The 23,836-nt window shown below is 42.9% G+C and carries 18 protein-coding genes; 9 read left to right on the forward strand and 9 right to left on the reverse strand.

The genetic code is table 11. From position 1 onward, the window contains the following. Nucleotides 1–250 precede the first annotated feature (250 nt). The 3 genes from NPUN_RS28625 to pglX all read left to right on the forward strand — a co-directional run bounded on the left by NPUN_RS28625 (nucleotide 251) and on the right by pglX (nucleotide 8,035). Nucleotides 251–898, forward strand: a complete 648-nt coding sequence (locus NPUN_RS28625; RefSeq protein ID WP_012411903.1) for a DUF1788 domain-containing protein — start codon at nucleotides 251–253, stop codon at nucleotides 896–898. Beyond that, a complete protein-coding gene (brxC, locus tag NPUN_RS28630) occupies nucleotides 895–4,434 on the forward strand; it encodes a BREX system P-loop protein BrxC (RefSeq protein WP_012411904.1) in 3,540 nt (1,179 codons plus the stop codon). The genes NPUN_RS28625 and brxC overlap by 4 nt, the downstream gene beginning before the upstream one ends. A 64-nt stretch (nucleotides 4,435–4,498) precedes the next feature. Further along, nucleotides 4,499–8,035 (forward strand): BREX-1 system adenine-specific DNA-methyltransferase PglX, encoded by a 3,537-nt coding sequence (pglX, locus tag NPUN_RS28635; RefSeq protein WP_012411905.1) that lies wholly within the window; start codon nucleotides 4,499–4,501, stop codon nucleotides 8,033–8,035. A gap of 62 nt (nucleotides 8,036–8,097) precedes the next feature. Here pglX and NPUN_RS28640 read toward each other — a convergent pair whose 3' ends face one another. Next, complete coding sequence (locus NPUN_RS28640; RefSeq protein WP_012411906.1) at nucleotides 8,098–8,451, reverse strand: XisI protein; 354 nt, start codon at nucleotides 8,449–8,451, stop codon at nucleotides 8,098–8,100. After that, nucleotides 8,439–8,855 (reverse strand): XisH family protein, encoded by a 417-nt coding sequence (locus NPUN_RS28645; RefSeq protein ID WP_012411907.1) that lies wholly within the window; start codon nucleotides 8,853–8,855, stop codon nucleotides 8,439–8,441. The genes NPUN_RS28640 and NPUN_RS28645 overlap by 13 nt, the downstream gene beginning before the upstream one ends. A 100-nt stretch (nucleotides 8,856–8,955) precedes the next feature. Here NPUN_RS28645 and pglZ point away from each other — a divergent pair, with 100 nt between their 5' ends. Both pglZ and brxL read left to right on the forward strand, forming a co-directional pair. Next, the gene (pglZ, locus tag NPUN_RS28650; protein WP_012411908.1) at nucleotides 8,956–11,523 is read left to right on the forward strand and encodes a BREX-1 system phosphatase PglZ type A; all 2,568 of its coding nucleotides are present in this window, start codon (nucleotides 8,956–8,958) and stop codon (nucleotides 11,521–11,523) included. A 91-nt stretch (nucleotides 11,524–11,614) separates the two neighbouring features. Then, the gene (gene brxL / locus NPUN_RS28655) at nucleotides 11,615–13,633 is read left to right on the forward strand and encodes a protease Lon-related BREX system protein BrxL (RefSeq protein ID WP_012411909.1); all 2,019 of its coding nucleotides are present in this window, start codon (nucleotides 11,615–11,617) and stop codon (nucleotides 13,631–13,633) included. Here brxL and NPUN_RS28660 read toward each other — a convergent pair. Further along, nucleotides 13,630–14,259, reverse strand: coding sequence for a BrxA family protein (locus NPUN_RS28660; RefSeq protein ID WP_202947520.1), 630 nt, complete (start codon nucleotides 14,257–14,259; stop codon nucleotides 13,630–13,632). The genes brxL and NPUN_RS28660 overlap by 4 nt on opposite strands. Before the next feature lie 243 nt (nucleotides 14,260–14,502). Then, on the reverse strand, nucleotides 14,503–14,673 hold the full coding sequence (locus NPUN_RS39525; RefSeq protein WP_012411911.1) for a ribbon-helix-helix domain-containing protein: 171 nt from the start codon (nucleotides 14,671–14,673) through the stop codon (nucleotides 14,503–14,505). A gap of 172 nt (nucleotides 14,674–14,845) precedes the next feature. Here NPUN_RS39525 and NPUN_RS28665 point away from each other — a divergent pair, with 172 nt between their 5' ends. From NPUN_RS28665 to NPUN_RS28675, 3 genes are all read left to right on the forward strand, one after another. Then, nucleotides 14,846–15,403: a hypothetical protein gene (locus NPUN_RS28665; RefSeq protein WP_012411912.1), complete on the forward strand. Its 558-nt coding sequence runs from the start codon at nucleotides 14,846–14,848 to the stop codon at nucleotides 15,401–15,403. Beyond that, the gene (locus tag NPUN_RS28670; protein WP_012411913.1) at nucleotides 15,400–15,702 is read left to right on the forward strand and encodes a helix-turn-helix domain-containing protein; all 303 of its coding nucleotides are present in this window, start codon (nucleotides 15,400–15,402) and stop codon (nucleotides 15,700–15,702) included. The genes NPUN_RS28665 and NPUN_RS28670 overlap by 4 nt, the downstream gene beginning before the upstream one ends. 103 nt (nucleotides 15,703–15,805) lie before the next feature. Further along, the gene (locus NPUN_RS28675) at nucleotides 15,806–16,006 is read left to right on the forward strand and encodes a hypothetical protein (RefSeq protein ID WP_012411914.1); all 201 of its coding nucleotides are present in this window, start codon (nucleotides 15,806–15,808) and stop codon (nucleotides 16,004–16,006) included. On the opposite strand, the gene NPUN_RS42165 is transcribed toward NPUN_RS28675, so the two are convergent. Continuing rightward, entirely contained in the window at nucleotides 15,963–16,334 is a 372-nt protein-coding gene (locus tag NPUN_RS42165) for a hypothetical protein (RefSeq protein ID WP_167315671.1), read from the reverse strand. The two genes, NPUN_RS28675 and NPUN_RS42165, sit on opposite strands and share 44 nt — an antisense overlap. A 117-nt stretch (nucleotides 16,335–16,451) precedes the next feature. On the opposite strand from NPUN_RS42165, the gene NPUN_RS28685 reads away from it, so the two are divergent. After that, on the forward strand, nucleotides 16,452–20,006 hold the full coding sequence (locus tag NPUN_RS28685; protein WP_012411915.1) for a CHAT domain-containing protein: 3,555 nt from the start codon (nucleotides 16,452–16,454) through the stop codon (nucleotides 20,004–20,006). On the opposite strand, the gene NPUN_RS28690 is transcribed toward NPUN_RS28685, so the two are convergent. The 4 genes from NPUN_RS28690 to NPUN_RS28705 all read right to left on the reverse strand — a co-directional run bounded on the left by NPUN_RS28690 (nucleotide 20,003) and on the right by NPUN_RS28705 (nucleotide 23,669). Next, entirely contained in the window at nucleotides 20,003–20,371 is a 369-nt protein-coding gene (locus NPUN_RS28690; RefSeq protein ID WP_012411916.1) for a hypothetical protein, read from the reverse strand. The genes NPUN_RS28685 and NPUN_RS28690 overlap by 4 nt on opposite strands. 209 nt (nucleotides 20,372–20,580) lie before the next feature. Beyond that, nucleotides 20,581–21,081 (reverse strand): TniQ family protein, encoded by a 501-nt coding sequence (locus NPUN_RS28695; RefSeq protein ID WP_012411917.1) that lies wholly within the window; start codon nucleotides 21,079–21,081, stop codon nucleotides 20,581–20,583. Continuing rightward, nucleotides 21,081–21,911 (reverse strand): TniB family NTP-binding protein, encoded by an 831-nt coding sequence (locus tag NPUN_RS28700; protein WP_012411918.1) that lies wholly within the window; start codon nucleotides 21,909–21,911, stop codon nucleotides 21,081–21,083. Before NPUN_RS28700 ends, NPUN_RS28695 begins: the two co-directional genes overlap by 1 nt. A gap of 3 nt (nucleotides 21,912–21,914) precedes the next feature. Further along, the gene (locus tag NPUN_RS28705) at nucleotides 21,915–23,669 is read right to left on the reverse strand and encodes a Mu transposase C-terminal domain-containing protein (protein ID WP_012411919.1); all 1,755 of its coding nucleotides are present in this window, start codon (nucleotides 23,667–23,669) and stop codon (nucleotides 21,915–21,917) included. Nucleotides 23,670–23,836: the final 167 nt, after the last annotated feature.

The raw sequence follows: 23,836 nt of genomic DNA on the forward strand, positions 1-23,836 counted from the left end.
TAGTAACATTATGCTTTACCCAGAATCTGAAAAAGCCTAGACCTCTCTCAAAACTCAACTACAGCAGATCAAGCCTGTTGACATCTAGAAAAATACAATTTACTAATTGCCTAATAAAAGCCGTAAATTTACATACAGCTTGTAGCTATTTACCAATTACCCTTATAAAAAGATTGAGGGTATATTTCTGCTGTGTATATAAATAAGCACTTTAACATAGCCAAGTTAGCTGCGGGTTAATGCGGAAGTTATGCCCACATTGACCATTAATCAGCGCCTTGATGCACTGCTACCAAAGCTGCAAGATGCACGTCTGCTGAGTAACCGTGGCATTGGTAACGAAATTGGCTTTTATATTTTTGATTATGACGCTGAATATGAACCACTGGTACAGCGCTACGTCGATCGCCTGAAGCTGCAATTGACGAGTTCACCCTCCGGGTTCGCCAGTCCCTCTTTGTCGGAACAACAAGACCGGGCTGGCTCACCGATCCAGCTTATTTTGCTGGAAATTGACCTTTACAAGACTATTCTCGACATTTTGTCAGAACGAGGGGTACTCAAAAAAGCTTTTGAGTTGGAAGCAACTAAAGGAAATGCTGCCCTGGCTAAGACCGTTGCGCCTCTTGTCCGACCTGACCAGGTTATTGCCTACATCCAAAAAAAACTTAGGGGTGATGAACAGCTTGTAATCATGACTGGAGTTGGTGCTAGCTGGCCCCTTTTACGATCGCACAGTATTCTCAACAACCTACACCCAGTACTTGACAAAATCCCTCTAGTGATGTTTTTCCCTGGTTCTTACGATGGGCACGAACTACGCCTATTCGACACCTTTAAGGATGACAACTACTATCGGGCCTTCCCTCTGATTCCCCACCAACAACACCACCTATGAATATCGCCGAACTCTTCCAAAAAGACATTCACCGTAATATCAATGGCGTTATCAAAGTTGGGCAGAAGGACGACGAGAATATCCGTCAAGAATTGGAAGAGTATGTCGTTACCAACGAACTGGATAAGCACTTTCGGACATTTTTTGAACGCTACACTAATGCCCTAAATAATCCTACGGATAAAATGGGTGTATGGATTGCTGGATTTTTTGGCTCAGGGAAATCTCACTTTTTGAAGATTCTGTCGTACCTATTGGCTAATCATCAACTGGAAAATAGCCGTGCTTTAGATTATTTTGATGAAAAACGCATACCCGATCCGATGTTGCAAGCCTTGATAGCACAGGCGGCACATAGTTCTTGCGATGTGATTTTATTCAATATTGACTCTAAAGCTGATGCCAATAATAAAAACCATAAAGAAAGCATTACCAAGGTCTTTCAAAAGGTATTTGACGAGCATTTGGGGTACTTTGGGACGGTTCTTCCCATTGCTGAGTTTGAACGTCAACTAGATCGCCAAGGTAAATATGCAGCTTTTCAACAAGCTTTCTTGGCAGAGAGTGGCTTGGAATGGAAAGAAAACCGAGATGCTTGGGGTTTTCATCAAGATGCGATCGCTAGTGCATTACAAACTAGCACGGGCATGAGTGCAGAAGCGGCTAACCGCTTACTGGATTTTGGCGAACAAAATTATACTCTGAGTCCAGAAAAGTTTGCTGGCATGGTAAAGCAATATCTGGATAGTAAAGGGCCGCAACATCGCCTAATTTTTATGGTGGATGAGGTAGGACAGTATATTGGTGAAGACAGCAAACTGATGCTGAACTTACAGACTGTTGTGGAAGATTTGGGTACTTACTGTTTGGGAAAAGCTTGGGTGGTGGTGACATCCCAAGAGGCAATGGATGAGATTACCAAAAACAAGATTAAAGGCGAGGATTTTTCTAAGATTATTGGTCGTTTTTATCGCCCACTGAATTTGTCTTCTGCTAATACCGATGAGGTAATTAAGTTACGTCTGCTCAGCAAAACTGATGCGGCGCGGGCTGGGTTGGAAGCTTTGTATAGCCAGAAGATTGCTATTCTGAGAAACCAAATTGCTTTTACTCAAGACAGTGCCGATATGCCGGGATATGGTAATCCTCAAGATTTCTTTACCGCTTATCCCTTTATTCCCTATCAGTTTAATCTGTTACAAAAGGTTTTTACTCAAATTCGCCTCATGGGTTCTGCTGGCAAGCACTTGGCATCAGGAGAGCGATCGCTATTGGATGCATTTCAGGTTGCATCCCAAGCGGTAGCCGGAGAACCCCTTGGTGTGCTGGTTCCGTTTCACACCTTTTACATGGCAGTAGAAGGCTTTTTGGATAGTTCGATCAACCAAGTTATTATTCAGGCGGGTCGGAATCCGCAACTAAATTCTTTTGACATTGACCTATTGAAGACCCTATTCATGGTCAAGTATCTGAAAGAAATTCGGGCTAATTTGGATAACTTAACTACTCTTAGCTTAAGTAATATTGACCAGGATAAACTAGCTTTGCGGCAGCAGGTAGAAGCAGCTTTGGGGCGGTTGGAACGTCAAACTCTTATCCAGCGTAATGGCGATGAATATATTTTCTTGACCCATGAGGAGCAGGATATTGGCAGAGAAATCAAAAATACTCCAGTTGATTCAGGAAAAGTCAAAGAAGAACTACGAAAGCTTATTTGGGAATCAATTTTCACTGATAAACTATTTCGTTACAGTCAGCGACACCAGTATAAATTTAACCGCAAGCTGGATGAACAACTCCATAGTCAACAAAGCGATATAACTCTGCACATTGTTACTCCTTGTGCTGAAACTTACACTGCTATGAAGGAGGATACTTTCTGCATTGGTACTACAGGGGGAGGTTATGAGGTCTTAGTGCGATTGCCTTATGAGCAACGTTTGGTAGATGACCTCGAAACCCTTGTTAAGACAGAAAAGTATATAAAATTGAAAAGTGGTAGCAACCTCAGCCCTAGCATCCAGAGAATTTTAAGAGATCAAAGCGACCAAAATAGTAAGCGGTGTGAGGATGTGAAAACCATCCTAGAAAATTTGATTACTCGTGCTGATGTATTTGCCTGTGGTAGCAAGTTAGAAATTCGCAGCCGAGACACTAAAACCTTGCTGAACGAAGGTTTGAGCTATTTGGTAGGCAATGTGTATCAAAAGCTCGGTTACGTGGCTAGTGGTTTTGAAAACGAAGATCAGGTAAGCAATGCCCTAACTCGTGAGAGTCAAGAACAAGATATTAACGGACAGCCTGTTAATGTGGCTGCTCATAGTGAAATGCGAGCTTGGTTAATGGAAGAAACCCGCGTTCGCCGCCTTGTCAGTATTAAGGCATTGGTAGATAAGTTTGCAGTCCGTCCCTATGGGTGGTCGGAATTCGACACTTTGGGGGTGATGGCGGAACTTGCTAACAAGGGTGTAATAGAACTGCGACACGCTCAAGGTAACGTTAATCTGCATGATAAAGGTTTAGTGATGCAGTTGCGATCGCGCAAAGAAATAGATAAATATACCGTCCGCCTTACTGATGAAATTAACCCAGCAAACTTGAAGATTGCCAAAGATATGGCCAGTGACTTACTCAATGGCAATATGTCTAGCGATCCACAGTTGCTATTTGAACAATACAAAAATGCCCTAACAAAACGCTCTCAAGAACTTGAAAGTTGGTTAATCCAAGCAGAAGGTGGGCTTCCCTTCGCTGAATTACTGCGTACTAACTTAAATTTGCTGGCTGAATTGTTAACCAAGGATAGTGCGGCTAAGTTTTTCGACACATTTCGTCAGCGACGGGATGATATAGAAGAATTTATCGAAGATGTGCAAAAGCTGCAATCCTTCTTTAGCACACAAATTAAGCTGTTCCAGCAAGCTCGTAATGACCTGAAAACTCTAGAACCAGAACTACGCCATATTAGTGAGCCAGATTTGCTCAGGCGGGTGGATTTAGTTAAGCAAATTTTGGCGATGTCTGACCCCACTGCCAAGATTCCAGAATTAGCAATGTTACTCCTACCTGTCAAAGATAAGGTGCAGGAAGCGCTAACAACTCAAATCTATCAGGTGGAGAGTAAAAGCAAGGCAATGCGGGAGAAATTAGCTGAGTATGTGACTTCCGCTCACGAAGACATTTCTGCACAGCTTGACCTCAGCAATATCACCCAAGACATCGATAAAGTTGTCACCTCAGTTAACCAGGTAACAAGTATCGATTCTGCGATCGCACGTCAAAGTGAACTAGAAAGCATCCTCCCACAATTGCTGCAAAAAGTAGATCAGCAAGCCAATGAAATCATTCAGCGTCAGTCAAACAATGGCAGTAACGGCAAAGTTACTTGTGTCAAACCCATCGTATCGGTGCAGGTAGCGAGAGTTGCGCCTAAACCCCTACTGGAAACACTCCAAGATGTGGATGTTTATCTAGAGGCGTTGCGGAAAACCCTATTAGATGAGATTCAACAAAATCATCGCGTTCGTCTTGAGTAATATTACTTAGTTTTACCAATCATTTTCGTACCTTTATTGCATCACCCTATTCCCTCATCAGCTTATGAACCGCACCGCTATCAAAAACTTTGCTATTTGGGCGCGTCGTTACCTACGAGAACAAGTTAAAGCTCGTGCTGCCCAATTTGGTATAACTCACAAAAGTATTACAGAACCTCAGACAGTGGCGGGGGGACTATTAGTAGCTGGTCAAACGCTAAATACCACGGAAGCAAACCAGTATCATCAACTGCGAAATCGCTTGCAAGATTTAACACTAAGTTCCAGCCAGTCCCAGGCGGTAGATGCGCTGATAGATGAAATTGCCTACACCTGGTTTAACCGTTTGGCGGCATTGCGGTTTATGGAGGTGAATGGATATATCGGGCGGGTGTTGAGTAGTAGCGATCCAAATTTGGTAGACCCTGATTTGTTACGCGATGCTAGTTCTATTGCCGAAATGGGAGATTTACCGGGTCTTGATTTGGATACTCTCAATGAGTGGCGTAGTTTTGCCAATCGTGATCCCAACCCCGATGAGTTTCTCTACCGCCGTTTGCTGTTAGCTCAGTGTAAAGCTTTGGCAGAGGGAATTCCAGCACTGTTTGACCCTCGCCAGAACTACCAAGCGCTGTTTTTACCTGGAAATTTGTTAAATCAGGATTCAATTGTACGGCGGCTGGTAAAAGAGATTCCAGAGGAGGACTGGCAGAATATTGAAGTAGTGGGTTGGCTGTATCAGTTCTACATTTCGGAACGCAAGGATGAGGTGATTGGGGCAAAGTCGAAGGTTGCAGCCGCAGATATTCCAGCAGCGACTCAATTGTTTACCCCCCACTGGATTGTTCGGTATATGGTGGAGAACAGTTTAGGGCGGTTATGGTTAGAGGCGCACCCAGAATCACGCTTGCGTGAGTATATGCCTTACTATTTGGAAAATCCTAACGATAATGGTGAGGGTGAAAAACCGCAAGCTTTAACGCCTCAAGAGTTGACCGTGATAGACCCTGCTTGTGGTAGTGGTCATATTTTGGTGTATGCGTTTGATTTGCTGTTTGAAATTTACAAAGAACAAGGTTATTTAGAGCGCGATATTCCGGCGCTGGTTTTGACGCACAATTTGTATGGTTTAGATATTGATGAACGTGCAGCGCAGTTGGCAAGTTTTGCAGTATTGATGAAGGCACGGGCAAAGAATTCGCGTATTTTGCGGAAATCTCTGGCTTTGAATATTACGGCGGTGCGTCCTACCCATAGTCAGACTTTACCACCAGCTACAGAATTGAATGCTGAAGATTGGCAACCGTTAATTGAGGCTTTTAAGGATGCAGATAATTTAGGAAGTTTAATTACTACGCCAGCTTTTGATGGTGAGAAATTGAAATGGCAATTAAATAATTTAGAGGCGAGTGATTCGCTATTTCGGGAGTGTGTTACGGCTTTACAAGCGTTATTGTTACAGGCAGAGTTGTTGAGGAATAAGTATTGGGTTGTGGTTGCAAATCCGCCTTATATGGGAAGTAAAAGTTTAAATGATGTTTTAAGAAGTTTTGCCAATCAAAATTATCCTGATTCTAAATCAGACGCTTTCTCTATATTTATTGAGCGTTTTTTAAATATGAGTTTACAAAACGGGTTCATTGGCTTAATGACACCATTTACTTGGATGTTTTTAAGTTCTTATGAGAAATTGCGTAGACGTATATTAAGTGAAAATACAATAACCAGCCTGATTAGACCGGAATATCATGCTTTCTTTGATTCGGCTTATGTACCAATCTGTACTTTTACTATTTTAAATAAAGCTTTACCTGAATACCAAGGAACTTTTATTGATCTTAATCAATTTTATGGGGCGAATTTGCAACCAATTAAGGTTTTAGAAGCAATCAAAAATCCTGGCTGTGGATATCTTTATTATTCAAATTCGGTTGATTTTGCAAGAACTCCAGGGAGTGTTATTGCTTATTGGTTAAGTGAAAAACTATTAAACATTTTTGAAAATGCAGAATCATTAGGTAATGTTTTTGAATCAAAACAAGGTTTGTCTACTGCAAATAATGATCGTTTTCTTCGTTTATGGTTTGAAGTTAACTTAAATGATTCTGGATTCGGATTATGTAGTCGAGAAGAAGCAAAATTTTCTGGAAAACGATGGTTTCCATATAATAAGGGTGGTGAATTTAGGAAGTGGTATGGAAATCAAGAATTTGTTATAAATTGGAATAACGATGGAGAAGAAATAGATAGTTTTAGACCAAAGGCAGTTATTAGAAATTCTAGTTATTATTTTAAGCCCTCAGTAACTTGGTCTTTGGTGAGTTCAAGCTACTTTGGAGTTAGATACTCAGGAAAAGGCTTTATATTTGATTCAGCAGGGTCATCTGCTTTTTGTCAATCGGATATGATATTTAGCTTAACTGGTTTCTTGTGTTCAAATATAACTAATAAATTGATTCAAGCAATCAATCCTACTTTGAATTTCTCATCAGGTAATGTTGCTGCATTACCTTGGATATCAGAAAAAGCAAATATAATTAAACCCAAAATCAATAGTATTGTCGAAAATTGTATTAATATTTCCCGTCAAGACTGGGATAACTTTGAAACCTCCTGGGACTTCCAAACCCACCCTCTATTACGCCACAACACCAAACACCTCTCCGAAGCCTTCACCATTTGGCAAAGCAAATCAGAAACCGCCTTCCGCGAACTCCAACGCCTAGAAGAAGAAAACAACCGCTACTGGATAGAAGCATACGGCTTACAAGACGAACTCACCTCAGAAGTACCCGACGACCAAATCACCATCCGCCACGCCGACTTAAACAAAGATATCCGTTCCCTCATCTCCTACGCCGTCGGCTGCATGATGGGGCGCTACTCCCTCGACAAACCCGGACTCATCCACGCCGGACAACCATTTGACCCCACCCTACACCAAACCTTAAGCGCCAGCAGTGATGCAATTATTCCCATCACAGACCAAGCATACTTTGATAATGATATTGTTACCCGCTTTATAGAATTTCTGCGCGTCGCCTACAGCCCCGAAACCCTTAGCGAAAACCTCAATTTCATCGCCAATGCCCTCACCCTCAAAAACGGCGAAAGCGCCCAAGAACGCATCCGTCGCTACTTTCTGCAAGAATTCATTTCTGACCACATTCAAACTTATAAAAAACGCCCCATTTATTGGCTGTTTACCAGTGGAAAAAAACGAGCTTTTGGCGCATTACTATATTTACACCGTTACAGCGAAGATGCTCTTGCTCGTATCCGCACCGATTATGTTTTGGAATTGCAAGTCAAACTAGATGGGGAAATTGCCAGGGCGCAACAACAGCTAGATAATACCACTTTTAGCGCCGCTAAAAAAGCTGCCACAAACCGCCTGAAAGAACTACAAGCCCAACAGCTAGAACTACGAGATTACCAAGCCAAGCTGCAAACCCAAGCCGATGCGCGAATTAATCTTGATCTTGACGATGGTGTAGCGTACAACTACACTCGCTTTAAAGGTTTGGTGTATGAAGGAGCAGATTTAAAAATTGCTGACTTAGAAAAAGCCTCGCAGTGGAAAAGGGAACTGTTGAAATAATTCGTAATTCGTAATTCGTAATTCGTAATTCACAATAAATCATAGTCATTTATCCTACCTCTTTAAGCTGTAGCAAATTCTGTGAAACCTCTTTTACTAGGATGATGGAACCCTAAAACAATATCAGTTTGGGGTATTCCGGCTGATAACAAGTCATCAACAATGCATAAATTAGTTGCATCTTCTTCCACCCAAATTTTGCTGTTCTTAATACAGAGATACATGATAATATGCTGTATCTGCTTTTTGCCATCCCAGCCAAACCGAAACCAAATATATTGATCTCTTTCTTCATCAAAAGCCAAGCGATCGCTTGCTTCCACTTCTTTAGATTTTGTAATTTCAGCATTAGTCATTTCATAATAATCAAAAAGTATCTTCTTAATAGTATTGCGGTATTTTTCTATCTTATCCATTGCTGAATCTCCTCTTTGTCTGTATTGACGACTATTAATAGAAGTTGATTTTGATTAATGACTGCTTGTACAGATTTTCGTTGAAAAAACTTATAATAAACAACATCATCAATAGCTAAATAAAGTGTATATTCTGGCTCAGTAAGTTGAATAAGGTTTCGATAGACAATGTATTGTCCTAATGCACTGTGAAAATCATACATTAATGATTTGCCCAGAAAACTCTTGATTTCTACAACAATTTTCTGTCCCTGTCGTTCTGCGGCAATTGGTTTTTCTGCTGCTAAGTCGGCGTAGAGTTCAGCATCCTCATATTTGATAAAGTAAGGATCAGCCGTAATAGTCCAACCGTCTTTTATCAATGCGTTTTTGACTTCATCATGATATATGTCTTTGGCTGGCATGGTGGAACTATTCGAGTAATAGTTTAATTATAAAGTGTGTGCCATATTGGGTAGAAATTGGATTCTAAAATACACTTTCTCATCACTCACCCTGCCTAGCATGAACACCATTCGTATCCAAAACACCCTAGAAACACTCTTCCAAGATTCAGCCCGTTGGTTGCACCCAGGACGAAGGGTGGTGTTTTGGTACGACCCCGAACAACAATTTATCAGCAGCTTCAATGAACTCCAACTCGAAGGCGTAGAAAAACTCCAACTCGCTGATACTGCCTTTACCGTCAAATATCACCTGCTGGTCGAGCAACCCAATCAAACTTTTCTACTGTACGCCCCCTTTGCCGAACCTGCGCCCCAAGAAAACTGGCTTCTAGACATCCAAAAAAGCGGTTTAACTTTCTCTGCGAACCCCGCGGCCCTCATCTATGCAGATTTAGGATTGCGATCGCGCGGTCTGGAAATTGTCATCCGGGAACATGATAAATTCTTTAAAAGCCGCAAACGGACAGAAGCCCTACAAGCAATGGGTATTTCCCCCGATAGCGACGAACGGGGATTACTCCTGGCTATGCTTTCCGTCCTCGCAGGCTTAAAAGTACCCGATGCAGGGACACTGATTCGGCGGGTGCTGCTGGGGGGGTTATTAGAGTCTGATAACGCCCTCTGGTCTGATATTGAGCGTTTTATCTCCCCAGAAGCTTTCTGGGAAGTAGTCCAGGAACACACGGACTTTCCTAAGCAAAACCCCAGTTTAAACAAGTTATTCGTGCAGTTGCTAATCACCCATTTTGCTAAATCTCTGCACGATACCATCCCGCCCCAGCTAGCAAACCAAGTCATCACTCCTGGACAACGGGCTTATGCTTTTATCGACCAGTGGATGCGCGACCAGCAGGATTCTCTAGGCTGGAAGATCCTCAGCAGTGAGGTAGCAGAACAATTACATATATTTGATGCTATAGAGAATTTAGAGCCGGAAGTTTTATTTGAAGCAGCCAGTTTCGAGGTGGTGGATAAGGTATTAATCCGCACCTGCGTTAAAACACTGCAAATGCAAATGAGGCAACAAATAACGGAATTGACACCCTGGCGAACTTGGTTACAGGCACGTCATACCCTGATTTGGTTCCCCCAGTATGAGAAGATTTATCAAGCATTAGAAGCTGCGATCGCTCTATTGGAATTTAAGCAACAGTATCCAGAAGGATTCCGCCAGCCAGCCCCAATTCTCTTCAAAGCCTACGCCAGCGATTTACACTCTTTTGACAAAGCTTACCGCCACTTTATCGTCAAGAGCGATGATGCCCAAGGGGATATCCTCAAGGGTTTGATTGACGATGTGGAAAATTTATACACACAATGGTTCCTGGATAGTCTAGGAGAAGCTTGGTCTGATGCCCTTGGCAACAACAACTGGGAATTGGAGGGCATAGCATCCCAAACTAGATTTTTTGGTAGGCACGTATTCCCAATTTTAGAACGGAGCGATCGCGAAAAAGTATTTGTGATTATCTCCGATGCTTTGCGCTATGAAGTCGCCAGCGAACTCGAAGAGGTAATAAAAAAAGAAGTTCGGGGTGAAACCAGCCTAGAGGCACAATTGGGAGTTTTACCCAGCGTGACACGGTTGGGTATGGCAGCACTTCTTCCAGGGTCAAAACTAGAACTGATACCAGGTGATGATGATGTTCGACTGGATGGGCTTAGTACTAAAGGAGCGTCAGCAAGGCAAAAGGTACTAAACCAAAATAGTCGGGTAGAAGCTACGGTACTTAGTGCCAAAGACCTGCTAGAGATGAATACTGACGAAGGACGGGCTGCTGTGCAACCTTATCGCCTAATCTACATTTATCACAACGTCATTGATGCGATCGGCGATCAGGCATCTAGCGAACGTCAAGTACTATCAGCTTGCGGAACAGCAATTAGCGAACTGCTACGGCTGGTAAAGAAAATTTGTAATTCTATCAATGGTACAAACGTTATCATCACCGCAGACCACGGTTTTTTATACCAACGTCGCCTTATTCAAGAAGCAGACAAGCGACCCCTACCAAGTGGTGAAGTAGTACTGGAAAGCAAACGCCGCTACCTGCTAGCACGAGAACAGTTGAATGACTCAACCTTACTGCACTTTAGCCTGCCCTATACAGAAAATGGCACAGTTGCGATCGTTCCCCGTGGTAGTTTACGCTTTGCCGTCCAAGGTGCAGGAGCGCAGTTTGTCCACGGCGGGGCATCTCTCCAAGAAATCTGCGTACCAGTTATCACCTATCATCACCAACGGGCGGTTAAAGGAGACGAAGGCCCAGCCCGGAAAGTAGGGGTACAGGTAAGTGCCAGAGTTCGGCGGGTAACGAATAATCGTTTTACATTGACATTAGTACAAAGTGATGCAGTTGAGGGGAGATGGCGATCGCGTCAAATTACAGTTGCTTTCTACGATCCCCAAACTAATATACCGATAACAGATGTGCGAGGAGCAAACTTAAGCAGCACTAGCCCTCATCCTAGCGATCGGGAAATTAGCTTAAGGTTGACCGTAACTACTGCAAATCCCCCTACTAACGTCTATTTAATAGTTAAGGATGCAGACGATGAGAGTGAATTGCTCCGAGAAACCTGGGCAGTTAGTTTAGGAATTGCTAACGACTTTGGAGATTTCTGAGCCAATATAGTCACAAGATTTTAGATGTTGGATTATTAACCAACTGACTTCAATCATCTCAGAATAATCACCAGCAGTTCATAACCCTTGTATGCATGACCTGAATCAAAAACTAAACAGCATTTACCCTGGAAAGGTAGTACGTAAAGACCTGACTAAACGTATTAAAGAAGGTGCTAACGTACCAGTGTATGTGCTGGAATACCTACTCGGTATGTACTGCGCGACCGACGACGAAACCACCATTGAAGAAGGCGTTACCCGTGTAAAAAACATCCTGGCACAGAATTATGTCCGTCCTGATGAAGCAGAACAGATCAAATCTAAAATTCGGGAATTGGGACGATTTACCATCATTGACCGGGTAACGGTAACGCTTAACGACAGAGATGACATCTATCAGGGAACTTTAATGAACCTGGGTGTCAAAGGCGTAGTCATTGACCCAGAAATTGTCAAACCCAACCAAAAGCTTCTGGGTGGTGGTATTTGGTGTATTCTACAACTGGAATATGAAGCAGGAACCAAACCCAGTCCCTTCATTGTCGGAAGTCTCAAACCTATCCAAATGCCTAGTGTGGATATGGATGAATTGTTTGCGGGTCGCCCAGCTTTTACCCGCAGTGAATGGATTGACCTGCTGATTCGGTCAACAGGGCTGGAACCCACTACCGTCAGCGAAGATGTAAAATGGCATCTACTTGCCCGTTTAGTAGCCCTTTGTGAAAATAACTACAACTGCTGCGAACTCGGCCCCCGTTCTACAGGTAAATCACACGTCTACAAAGAAGTTTCTCCTAACTCAATCTTGGTTTCCGGTGGAAAAACTACAGTAGCGAATCTTTTCTACAATATGTCCAACCGTCGCGTGGGACTAGTGGGTTTATTTGACGTGGTTGCCTTTGATGAAGTAGCAGGCATGAGCTTCCATGATAACGACGGTGTACAAATCATGAAAGACTACATGGCATCAGGTTCTTTTGCACGCGGTAAGGCAGAGATTACCGCTAATGCTTCTATGGTTTTTGTGGGCAACATTAATCAAAGCGTGGAATCCTTAGTGAAGACCTCACACCTGCTGGCACCCTTCCCCGAAGCCATGATTGACACCGCCTTCTTCGACCGTTTTCACGCTTATATTCCTGGTTGGGAAATCCCCAAATTTAGCCCAGAGAATTTCACCAACCAGTACGGCTTCATTGTCGATTACTTAGCAGAATGGCTGCGGGAAATGCGTAAACGCAGTTTTGCTGATGCTATAGACCTCCACTTCAGACTAGGTAACAACCTGAAGCAACGAGATGTTCAAGCAGTTCGCAAAACTGTATCAGGGCTGCTGAAACTGCTGTTCCCAGATGGCTCATTTAGTAAGGAAGATGTGCGCGAAGCTCTAGTGTATGGGCTGCGGGTGCGACGGCGCGTGAAAGAACAGTTAAAGAAAATTGGTGGAATGGAATTTTACGATGTGCATTTCAGCTACATCGACTTGGAAACTCTAGATGAGCATTTTGTCTCAGTACCGGAACAGGGTGGTTCGAGCTTGATTAGTCAGGAAATGCTAACTCCCGGTCACTTGCACTTTGTCAGCACTGGGGATAGCGGCATAATCGGAGCATTCAAACTTGAACTGCAAGCAGTACCCGGTAGTGGCAAGCTAGTACGTACTGGTGTAGCAACGGCTGGCAAGATGAAGGATAGTTTAAACATTGCTATGAATTACTTTAAAGCTAACGCTCAAAGAGTTAGCAGTAGTATTCACCCAAGTAATTTGGATTTTTTGCTCCAGTTACTAGACTTGCAAGGGTCTGGCGCACCGCAAGAGAGTGGATTAGCATTGTTCGTTTCTTTATGTTCTGCTTCTCTAAAACGAAGTGTTCAAACGCAATTTGCAATATTTGGGGAAATGACCATTGGTGGGACGATTACACCAGTCAGTAACCTAGCGGGTAGTCTGCAAGTAGCCTTTGATGCTGGCGCTAAACGTATCCTCTTACCAATGGCAAGCGCCGTGGACTTAGGCAGTGTTCCGCCAGAATTGTTTGCTAAATTTCAAACATCATTTTACGCTGACCCCGTAGACGCAGTATTTAAAGCGTTAGCAGTCGATTAAAAATCAAGCATGAGAGTCAGGTAATGAGCTAGCCCATCAGCGAGTAATTGTTGACGCAAAGCTGATGGCACCGGAACAGAACGAATTTGATAATTTCCTCTTGGGGACGTGGGTTGCAATAGACCCGCATTTACTAGCACTAGTAAGGTGTTGCTAGCAGCCTTTTTATAGGTGGAGTTTGACCATGCAGCCACAGTTGAATTTTGATCTCGCTTTCCTTCAAAGAAGGTTCGCAAGTCAGCAGTCGTTACGACATAATCAAAACCTTTAATTTTGTCCAGCAGGACTTCAGCGATGAGTTCGCGCAGAAGGCGGTGTTCTTGCAAAATCAGGAACAATATGGTGAATCGACGGGTATCAGGGTTACTAGTGGCAATTAATTGAATATATTCCTCTGGCACTTGTTGAAGGCGTTTGAGAACAGTTTGTAGCGCCCGCTCACGAGAAACTTGGGAGCGTAGTTGAAATAAATCATCCACCAATACCCGTTGCCGAATATCTTCCTGGGTTGCACCTTGATACATCAGTTCAGCAACTCGAAGGGTTTCAGTCAAAACAAAAGCGTGGTTAGTACGAGCAGCATAAGCCGTTTCAGTCATAGTAGTAACAGTAACAAAGACAGGCAAAAACTTTTCTCAAATCCAGACGGTAAGCTATCGTATAGCAATAATCTAGCTGAGGAAGGTTTTTGGCATCCTACTATGTAAGTCTCCCTTGATATATTCGTCAAGCATGGTAGCTAGAAATTTATATAGGAATACTGTTTGAGTCTTGCTGGGTATACTGACACTCTAGCCTTTGTCAGGCAAGGTTTAGACTTTTGTAGTTAAGCTTTTTTGGACACTCTACGCAAGCGATCGCATCACACATCATTTCCCCCGAATTGGAGGAATTTTACCATCATTTTGGGCTTGTTTGATAGCTCGTTTCACAATTAACACTGCCATTTGAGACAAAGAACGCTCCTCTGCATCAGCCAACAATTGCAGGGCTTCTTTGTCTTCTTCTTCCATATAAAGAGTTACAGTTACTTTTCCCATTTCATTATCATAAGCAATTTAGTGTGTTTTTAGTTTAAACACATTAAAACACACCAATTAACATAAAAACACTTTATTTTAGCGTATAATTACTGATAAGTCAAAAGCCAGCCATCAACTTTCTCAGGGCGGATGCTGGCTTTTGGCCCCCATATCACAGGAGACATATACAATGTTAAAGCCTGTTAGCTACAAAACAGATCAACACAGAGCTTATCAACAAGCTTTAGATGATTTCGGCATCACAGAATTACTAGCAAAGCTCAACAACTACTCTGACGCAGACTTTGATAGCACTTGGATGCAACTCCAGCCGCAAGAAATAGAAAGTCTAGCTGCGATTCTGATTTCACAGTTAACTCACAGCATCAATGGTAAATTGATTGCCGCTTATCTCAATCTCATCCGCCACAATTACCAAGATATAGCCCCAGGCTTGATTAGCCTCAAATACCCAGACGCATCTATTCAGCTTCCCGCCAACTTTCCCGACGTAGCGAAGACACCCAGATTTTTATATGGCGATCGCTTGCGTTGGCTCTCTACCCAAAGCGATACTGACTGGGGTATTGTCATTGGTCGATTTTATAGCTTTGCTAGCGATCGCTGCTGCTGGAGTTGGTGCTACCTGATTTGGTTGAGCAAAGATAGCCGCAGTGCTGCTTGGACATCTGCCGATATTGCTTGGGAAGAGGATTTAGAACCAATCAGCGAGGAGACAAACTTATGAATCCTCATCCACTCAAGCAGCGAGAACAAGATTTGATGCAATTCTATAGTTATTGTCAATTGGGAATAACTCCCAAGCAGTTTTACACCAAGTGGCAAGTGAACCACGAAGAAATTGCTCAGATTTGCGATCGTTCCCTATCCACAGTTCGACGCTGGTTTGCTAGAGGTAAAAACTACCGCCGTCCCATGCCAGCCGATTTACGCCACCTGGCACTAATGAATTTTTTGCTGGAACACTTTGAGGAGATTCCCGAAGAAGTGTTGCAGAAGCTTTGTTTTCCAGACAAGAGTGAGTAGGAATTGAATCTAATTTCAATATCAATTTGATATTTCTTGCCAGCCACCGTCACAGTAGGCTGGCTTTTGTCTTGGAAATTACAGATTTTACCAGGAGAATTCAATGACCTACCTTGAAAAGCTCAGTCCTTGGTGTATAGTTCGACTTAAACCTAGTATGCAGAACCAGATTGTAGCTCGTTTTCGTCGCCGCAGTGATGCAGAAGCTCATCTACAAGTTTTATGTCGGCTCATCCCTAGCGTAAGTTTTACACTAATTTTCAATGTGGTGTTAGAGCAACAAGATTTGAATACTGTAAAGTGAGTTGCGATGCCTGCGGCGGGCTATGCCAACGCATCTTCCTGTTAACTGAAATTCTCACGCAGACGGAAACTTGCTCTGCCACATCCTTAATCGTCGAAATAGCAAATGCGTTCGCCGAAATAGCAAATGTGATCGCCGAAATAACAATTGTGATCGCCAAAATAACAAATGCGTTCGCCAAAATATCAAATGTGATCGCCGAAATAACAATTGTGATCGCCAAAATAACAAATGCGGTCATTGAAATAACAATTGCGAACACCGAAATAACAAATGCAATTGCAAAATCAGTATATTGTCTGTTCGCAAGTAAAAAACACTCATCCACGAGCTTCTTTCATTGTCAAAAACACATCATTTGTGATGAAATTCTCCACTTTTCTGGAATTTAGAGCGTTAGTGTTGAATTATTTTCATGATCTAGTTGCGTCTCACGTCTTTACTTATGAACGAACAGCGTCAGCAAGCTTATCTCAACCTTATTCGCAGCCTGTTAGATTCCCCTAGTGGTGAAGAATCAGAGATTTTAGCAGCAAACCAAGAGTTACTTGATGCTGGCTTTGTGCAGACGGTAGAAGCAGTAGCACAGATGTGTTCCCAACACGGAGATGAGAATACAGCGAATTGGTTGCAAAGTTTGGCAATGCAACTAGGGGAAGCGTTGAATCTAGATAATAAAGTAGATTTGCAATCTCTCAGTGAGGAGGAGATACAGACATATTACCAATTCTTGATGCAGGTACTACAAGCAACCGCAGACAGTAGTGATAATTCCCAGGTAGTTTACCCCTTGCTGGCAAAGAATACAGACAAACTTGACGGAGTGTTAGCAGAAATATTGCGTCGTTGGGGGACAAATACACTGGGGGAAGCGAAAGCAGATGAGGCGGAATACGTAGTACAAGTTATTGCCACATTTAGCAATCTAATTCAGCAATTCCCCTTGGGTAACAAAGCCAGTAATATGGAAATTGCTATCGCTGGCTATGAAGTCGCGCTGACTGTCTACACCAGAGAAGCTTTGCCTATTGATTGGGCAACGACGCAAAATAATCTGGCAATTGCCTACAGGGAGAGAATTAAAGGAGACAGGGCAGATAACATCGAACAGGCGATCGCTGCTTTTATTGCTGCTTTAACTGTCTACACCAGAGAAGCTTTGCCTCAAGAATGGGCAATGACGCAAAATAATCTCGCTGCTGCCTATTATTCTAGAATTAAAGGAGACAGGGCAGATAACATCGAACAGGCGATCGCTGCTTTTATTGCTGCTTTAACTGTCAGAACTCCTGAAGCTTTGCCTATTGATTGGGCAGCAACGCAAAATAATCTGGCAAATGCCTACAGCGATAGAATTAAAGGAGACAGGGCAGATAACATCGAACAGGCGATCGCGGCTTTAACTCTTGCTTTAACTGTCAGAACTCCTGAAGCTTTGCCTCAAGAATGGGCAATGACGCAAAATAATCTCGCTGCTGCCTACAGGGATAGAATTAAAGGAGACAGGGCAGATAACATCGAACAGGCGATCGCTGCTTTTACTGCTGCTTTAACTGTCTACACCAGAGAAGCTTTGCCTCAAGAATGGGCAATGACGCAAAATAATCTCGCTGCTGCCTACAGGAATAGAATTAAAGGAGACAGGGGAGATAACATCGAACAGGCGATCGCGGCTTTAACTGTTGCTTTAACTGTCTACACCAGAGAAGCTTTGCCTCAATCTTGGGCAATGACGCAAAGTAATCTCGCAAATGTCTACAGGGATAGAATTAAAGGAGACAGGGCAGATAACATCGAACAGGCGATCGCTGCTTGTACTGCTGCTTTAACTGTCTACACCAGAGAAGCTTTGCCTCAATCTTGGGCAACAACACAAAATAATCTGGCAAATGCCTACTATTCTAGAATTAAAGGAGACAGGGCAGATAACATCGAACAGGCGATCGCTGCTTTTACTGCTGCTTTAACTGTCAGAACTCCTGAAGCTTTGCCTATTGATTGGGCAGCAACGCAAAATAATCTGGCAAATGCCTACTATTCTAGAATTAAAGGAGACAGGGCAGATAACATCGAACAGACGATCGCTGCTTTTACTGCTGCTTTAACTGTCTACACCAGAGAAGCTTTGCCTCAATCTTGGGCAATGACGCAAAGTAATCTCGCAAATGTCTACAGGGATAGAATTAAAGGAGACAGGGCAGATAACATCGAACAGGCGATCACGGCTTCAACTGCTGCTTTAACTGTCTACACCAGAGAAGCTTTGCCTGAAAACCATGCAGAAACTTCGTTTGGACTGGGAAGAAATTACCAAGACGCAAACAAGTTTGACTTAGCATATAATACTTTTGAGTATGCCATTGCCACGGTAGAATCTTTGCGAGAAGAAATAGTATCTGGAGAGGAAAGCAAACGCAAACAAGCGGAACACTTTAACCGAGTTTATAGCAGCATGGTAGAAGTTTGCAGGAAATTAAATAAGATTACCGAAGCAATTGAATATGTTGAACGTAGTAAAACCCGCAATTTAGTTGAACAAATCCTCGAACGCGACTCTAAAACAATCTTCCCTCCAGAAGTATTCACTCAATTAGAAAAATACAGGGATGAAATAGCCGTAGGACAATATAAAATCCAAAATGGCAAAGCTGAAAATCTAGAAGTCCTAGCACAACATCTCCAAGAATTGCGACAGCAGCGTAATGAATTACAAAACCAATACTTACCTGTTGGTTATGGTTTTAAGTTTGACTCATTCCAGCCCACTTTAAATGAGCAGACAGCCATTATTGAGTGGTATGTTCTCAACGATAAAATTCTGGCGTTTATTTTCGCAAAACAAGGAGAGATAACAGTTTGGCAATCTCAACCAGAAGAACAACAAGCCTTGTATGATTGGAGAAATCAATATTTGCAGAATTACTACGATCAAAAAGACCAATGGCGAAATAACTTAGGGAAAGCACTCAAAGAATTAGCCTCAATTCTGCACATTGATGAAATATTAAACCAGATACCAAAGCACTGCGATAAACTCATCCTAATTCCCCATCGATTCCTGCATTTATTACCTCTTCATGCACTTCCAGTCAATCACAATGCTGAAAATTCGCGCTGTCTTCTAGATTTATTTACTGGTGGTGTGAGTTATGCACCCAGTTGTCAACTACTGCAACAGGTACAACAGCGCAAACGACCTAATTTTCAATCCCTGTTTGCCATCCAAAACCCCACAGGCGATTTAAACTATACAGATTTAGAAGTACAAGTTATTCAAAGCTACTTTAACACTGCTAATGTCCTGAAAAAAACAGCAGCGACACTGACAGCTATTAATAATTCCGACTTAAATACTTACCATTGCGCCCACTTTAGCTGTCACGGGTATTTTAACTTAACAAATCCCGGTAAATCAGCCCTAATTTTGGCAGATGCGCCTATCGCAGACACACCAACAAAACCCAACTCCGAACGTTATCTGAACGTGCGAGCAGGGGAAACCCACGATTTAGACAAATGCCTTACTCTAGATAAAATCTTCACTCTCAAATTAGAAAAATGTCGCCTCGTCACCCTTTCCGCTTGCGAAACTGGATTGATTGATTATACAAATACTAGCGATGAATATATAGGTTTACCTAGCGGTTTTCTATTAGCAGGTAGTCCCAATGTCGTTAGTTCTCTTTGGACAGTGGATGACTTATCGACCAGCTTTTTAATGATTAAATTCTACGAAAACTTAGTCAAACTTGATAACCTGGAAACAGGAGATATTGCCATAGCCCTGAAACAAGCTCAAAACTGGCTGCGAAATCTGACTATTGAGGGATTAGACATATTTCTGGAGGAACACAAAACCCAGATTGAAAAAGTCCTTGCTCAACTAAGAGTAGGACAACGCATCATATTTCAAGAATCTTTGAAACTAATCAAGCAACGTCAACCCCTACCTTTCGCAAATCCCTACTACTGGGCTGGATTTACAGCTTCTGGACTTTAAGCACCAGATTCGGGGACTTTACAAAACTTTTTCGCACCCAGTTTAAACACGCAAATACTGAGTGCAGTTGCTATACCAGGAGGAATGCAAATACCAATAGCGATCGCTTCTATCGCTGGAGCAAGCAATCCAGATTCCAAGGCTTCTCTAACTTCTTCCTGACAGAAAAATTGGCGGGATTTTTCCAACCAATCATCTAATCCTCTATCTGCTTCCTGTGCAGTTTCCCGCATAACCAGCAGTGGAACGGCATCGTCTAAATAACCTTCACACTCTTCGATAGTATCCAAAGCTACTAAAGCCTGGGGATTATCTGCCAATTCACGGCGAAATTGACTAATTTCCTCTGGTGTAACAGTAATCATCTAGTTTTAACCAGTAAATAAATACACAAAAATCTTGAGTAATTATACATCTAACGCCGAATCCAGAGATGTGGTGCTGACACGATATCAATAGTAGAAGTAATTTTGGAGTGCGATGTCTACGACGGGCTACGCCTACGCCCATTTTCGACAACCAGAAAAATTCACCTAGATACTTGGTTAATTCACACATTTTTCTGGTGTTATCATTAACTCTTCTGTTGCTTTGCCATTTCCGCAAACAGAGTCCTACATCTATGACAACACCCATCTTCCCACAGGGCAGGCATTTTAAAAGGTGCTTGACAATTTGGACACTTCGCTAAAATTTTGAGTTGATGGCGATCGCACTTCCACACCGACTTATACTGCCACTCAATTCTGTGACAAGGCGCTTCAGCATAACAAGCCCCACACAAGCGAATTGGCTCATGCTGCATTCCCACTCCAGCAGGTGGTAACATCTGGGCTAACCTTTGGGCATCCACTTCTACTACAGATGCGATCGCTTCCAACTCTTTTTGACTAGGGCGAGGGTTAAAATGAAATCTTTCCCACCGTGCCACTACAGCACCAATCCCAGCTAAACCACCCAACCCAGCAGGAGATAAATGGTTAGCACGTCTAAACCGACCTAGAAAATGACTTAGGCTTTCCCCTGGATAGGGTTCTATAATAAAAAGCCAAGGCTTAACATCTGGTGTTGTCATCACTTGTACTCTTTCGCCACTTCCTGTAAAACAGCCTTATCAATCTTCTTAAATCCCTTAGATAAAGAACGAATCGCTGTTTCCCTGAGAATCTCATCCAGGCGGCCAATGTAACCTTCAGTTGCTGATGTGAGAATCCGCAGCATATCCTTGCTAGTTAAATTAGAAGAAACAGGCAGTTTCAAAACTCTATCTTCCCAGGCTTGCACAGTATCTTGAAAATCTTTCCCCGATAACTTGCCGAAGCGATGACAAGCCCGAAAGCGGTTATAGACTTGTTCATCTCGCTTGATTACTGCCTCCAAGCGGTCTGTTCCCACCAATACCACAGCAATTCCTAACTTGTCATAAATATCTCGCACCTCAGCAAACGTCTCAGGTTTGAGGCGATCAGCTTCATCAATAATCAGCATTTCTACCCCACACCCCTTGAGTACCTCCATCGCCCTCCCACGAAAATCAGAAACAGTTCCCTTTGTTGCTCGAAACTTAAGATACTCAATCATCTCCTTGAATAAATCCTTAGAGCCGCATTTTTGCGGAGGCTGAATATAAACTACAGGCACAATCGGGGGTCGCCCAACTTCTTGCTGTGGCTTTTGCCTGTACCTATAGGCATCACAGGCAACCGTCTTGCCAGTCCGTGATTCCCCAACGACTCGACAAGATTGCCGTGCTTTACGCTTGCCATCCAACCAATCATGGAGAGTTTTTACCTGCTGTAAAGGCACAATACTCTTACCCTTGAGACGAGCAATTTCAGCTTGCAACCACTCATCATCTGGTTTTACCCCACCCAACTGCTTGGCGATCGCTTGAGCTTCTGTCATTGTTTAAAACCCGTATTCTTCACGAAGTTGTTCATAGTCCCACACTTCCATGTCTTCGTATTGGGAGTGAACCGTTTCTGTAGATTCCACTTCATCTGGTTCAACTACTTGGGAAGACAAGGATTCAGTTTTACTTTCGTCAACCCCAGCAGATCGCAAAACCGCCTGTTCCAATTTTTGACGCTCCTTACGGCTTTTCTTGGTTGCGACAAGAGCATCGCGGTCAACAACTTCTTGCAATAATGATTGGTTACTGATAGTTTTGCCTGCGTTACGGAGTCTGCGACTTGCTGCCTCAGCCTCATCTAATGCCAGTTGCTCTGTCTCCAAACCTTGAGCGTGAGCGCGGGTGAGAAATACTTCCTGATTGTTTTCCTGGCGATAAACCAAAATTGTTGTAATGTCTCTGGGGTCAAATCTTAAGTTGACAGTTTCCCCTGCATAACCTGCCAGATATTCTCCTCGATACATCAAATTCTGGAACTGCAAGCAACCACCTCTTTGTACAGTACGCCGTGACTGCTTCATTAAACAGATATCCAAATCTCGTTCTGGTATTGGTACTGGTACTGTGGGCAATCCTGCTTCCCAACGCTCAAAGCGAGTTTGATCGCCCATCCGAGCATCAATACTTTGGTTGTAACGGTCAACGATATAGCGTATAAGTAGCTGTTCTAGTTCCCTTAGAGTGAGCCTTGCGTCTTTTTCCGCATCTTTTGGGCGTTCCTGCACATTAGATCCGGTGTACCCAGGAAGCGTTGAAAATAGTTGGTCATTCAATGTTTTGAAAGGACGTTCTACTACTCCACCTTCAGAAGGGCGATCGCGTAAATGGCAGACAAATCCTAATTGCGCTCCAATCTGACTCAAGTGGTTAGAGCGAAAGTCTTTACCGCCATCAGTATAAAAATGTTCTGGCTTACCATAGGTTCCCCACTCACAATGCAGTTTGTACTCGAAACCGTACTGTTTGGGTAGAATTGCATGGCGTAACGCTAATGCTACTACCCCAGAACTAGGTGCATCAAAGCCCAAGTTGATACCCATAATGCAACGAGAGTAAGTATCAATTACTGTTGTTAGCCAGGGACGACTTAGTAATTCACCATGTTGATCCACGAGCAACACATCTACGCGGGTATGGTCACATTGCCAAACATGGTTACTGTAATCAACTGATAAATCTTTCCCTTCACGGGTTTTAACTGAAAGCGTAGTTCCTCTCCATCCAGGGCTACGAATACTCTTGGCTTTTTCTTGCTTTTCTAATATGGGCGCTAATACCCGTAACACGGTTTTGTAATTGGGTGGCTTAGAGTCCTTTAACTCACGGGCTTTAGCCTCGACTCTGAGAGCAACTTGTTTAGGGGTCATACGTTTACTACCCTTGTTACCCTCGTTGTAGGTTTTGGTAATGAATTTTTCCCAAAACTCACCAATGCGATGTTTTCCTTTATCAGCCCTACCTGTTTGAGTGAGTCCGACTAAGCCATCGTGTTCCCAGTTTTTCACCAACCTTTGTACCGTTCGTAACGATACACCTAGTTTCTCTGCTGCTTCCCGCAACTTTTGTCCATAGGTTGTGCGATCGCAGGGTTCTAGTAAACTTTGGATTACCTCTAGCTTGAGTTGGGCTTCCTCTGAGAGTTGTGTGGCAATTACATTCTTCTCAAGAGTTATATCGCTTTCTCCTAGTAAGCCTTCTATAGGAATTGCCGAGGGATGAACAGCTAAATCAGGATTTTGCTGACTGTTCATAATGCGAAGCTTTTTTATAAAAACATATTGTTATTCTACTTAAACAGAAAGCGACAGTCAATTTGTCATTATGAAAATACACAAAAGCTTTTTTATCTCTGATGAAGCGACAGCTAATTTGTCACTATTACCCAAAATGACAGCTAATCTGTCACTGTCAAGATGTT

Origin of the sequence: Nostoc punctiforme PCC 73102, assembly GCF_000020025.1 — a bacterium.
GTDB classification, from domain to species: domain Bacteria; phylum Cyanobacteriota; class Cyanobacteriia; order Cyanobacteriales; family Nostocaceae; genus Nostoc; species Nostoc punctiforme.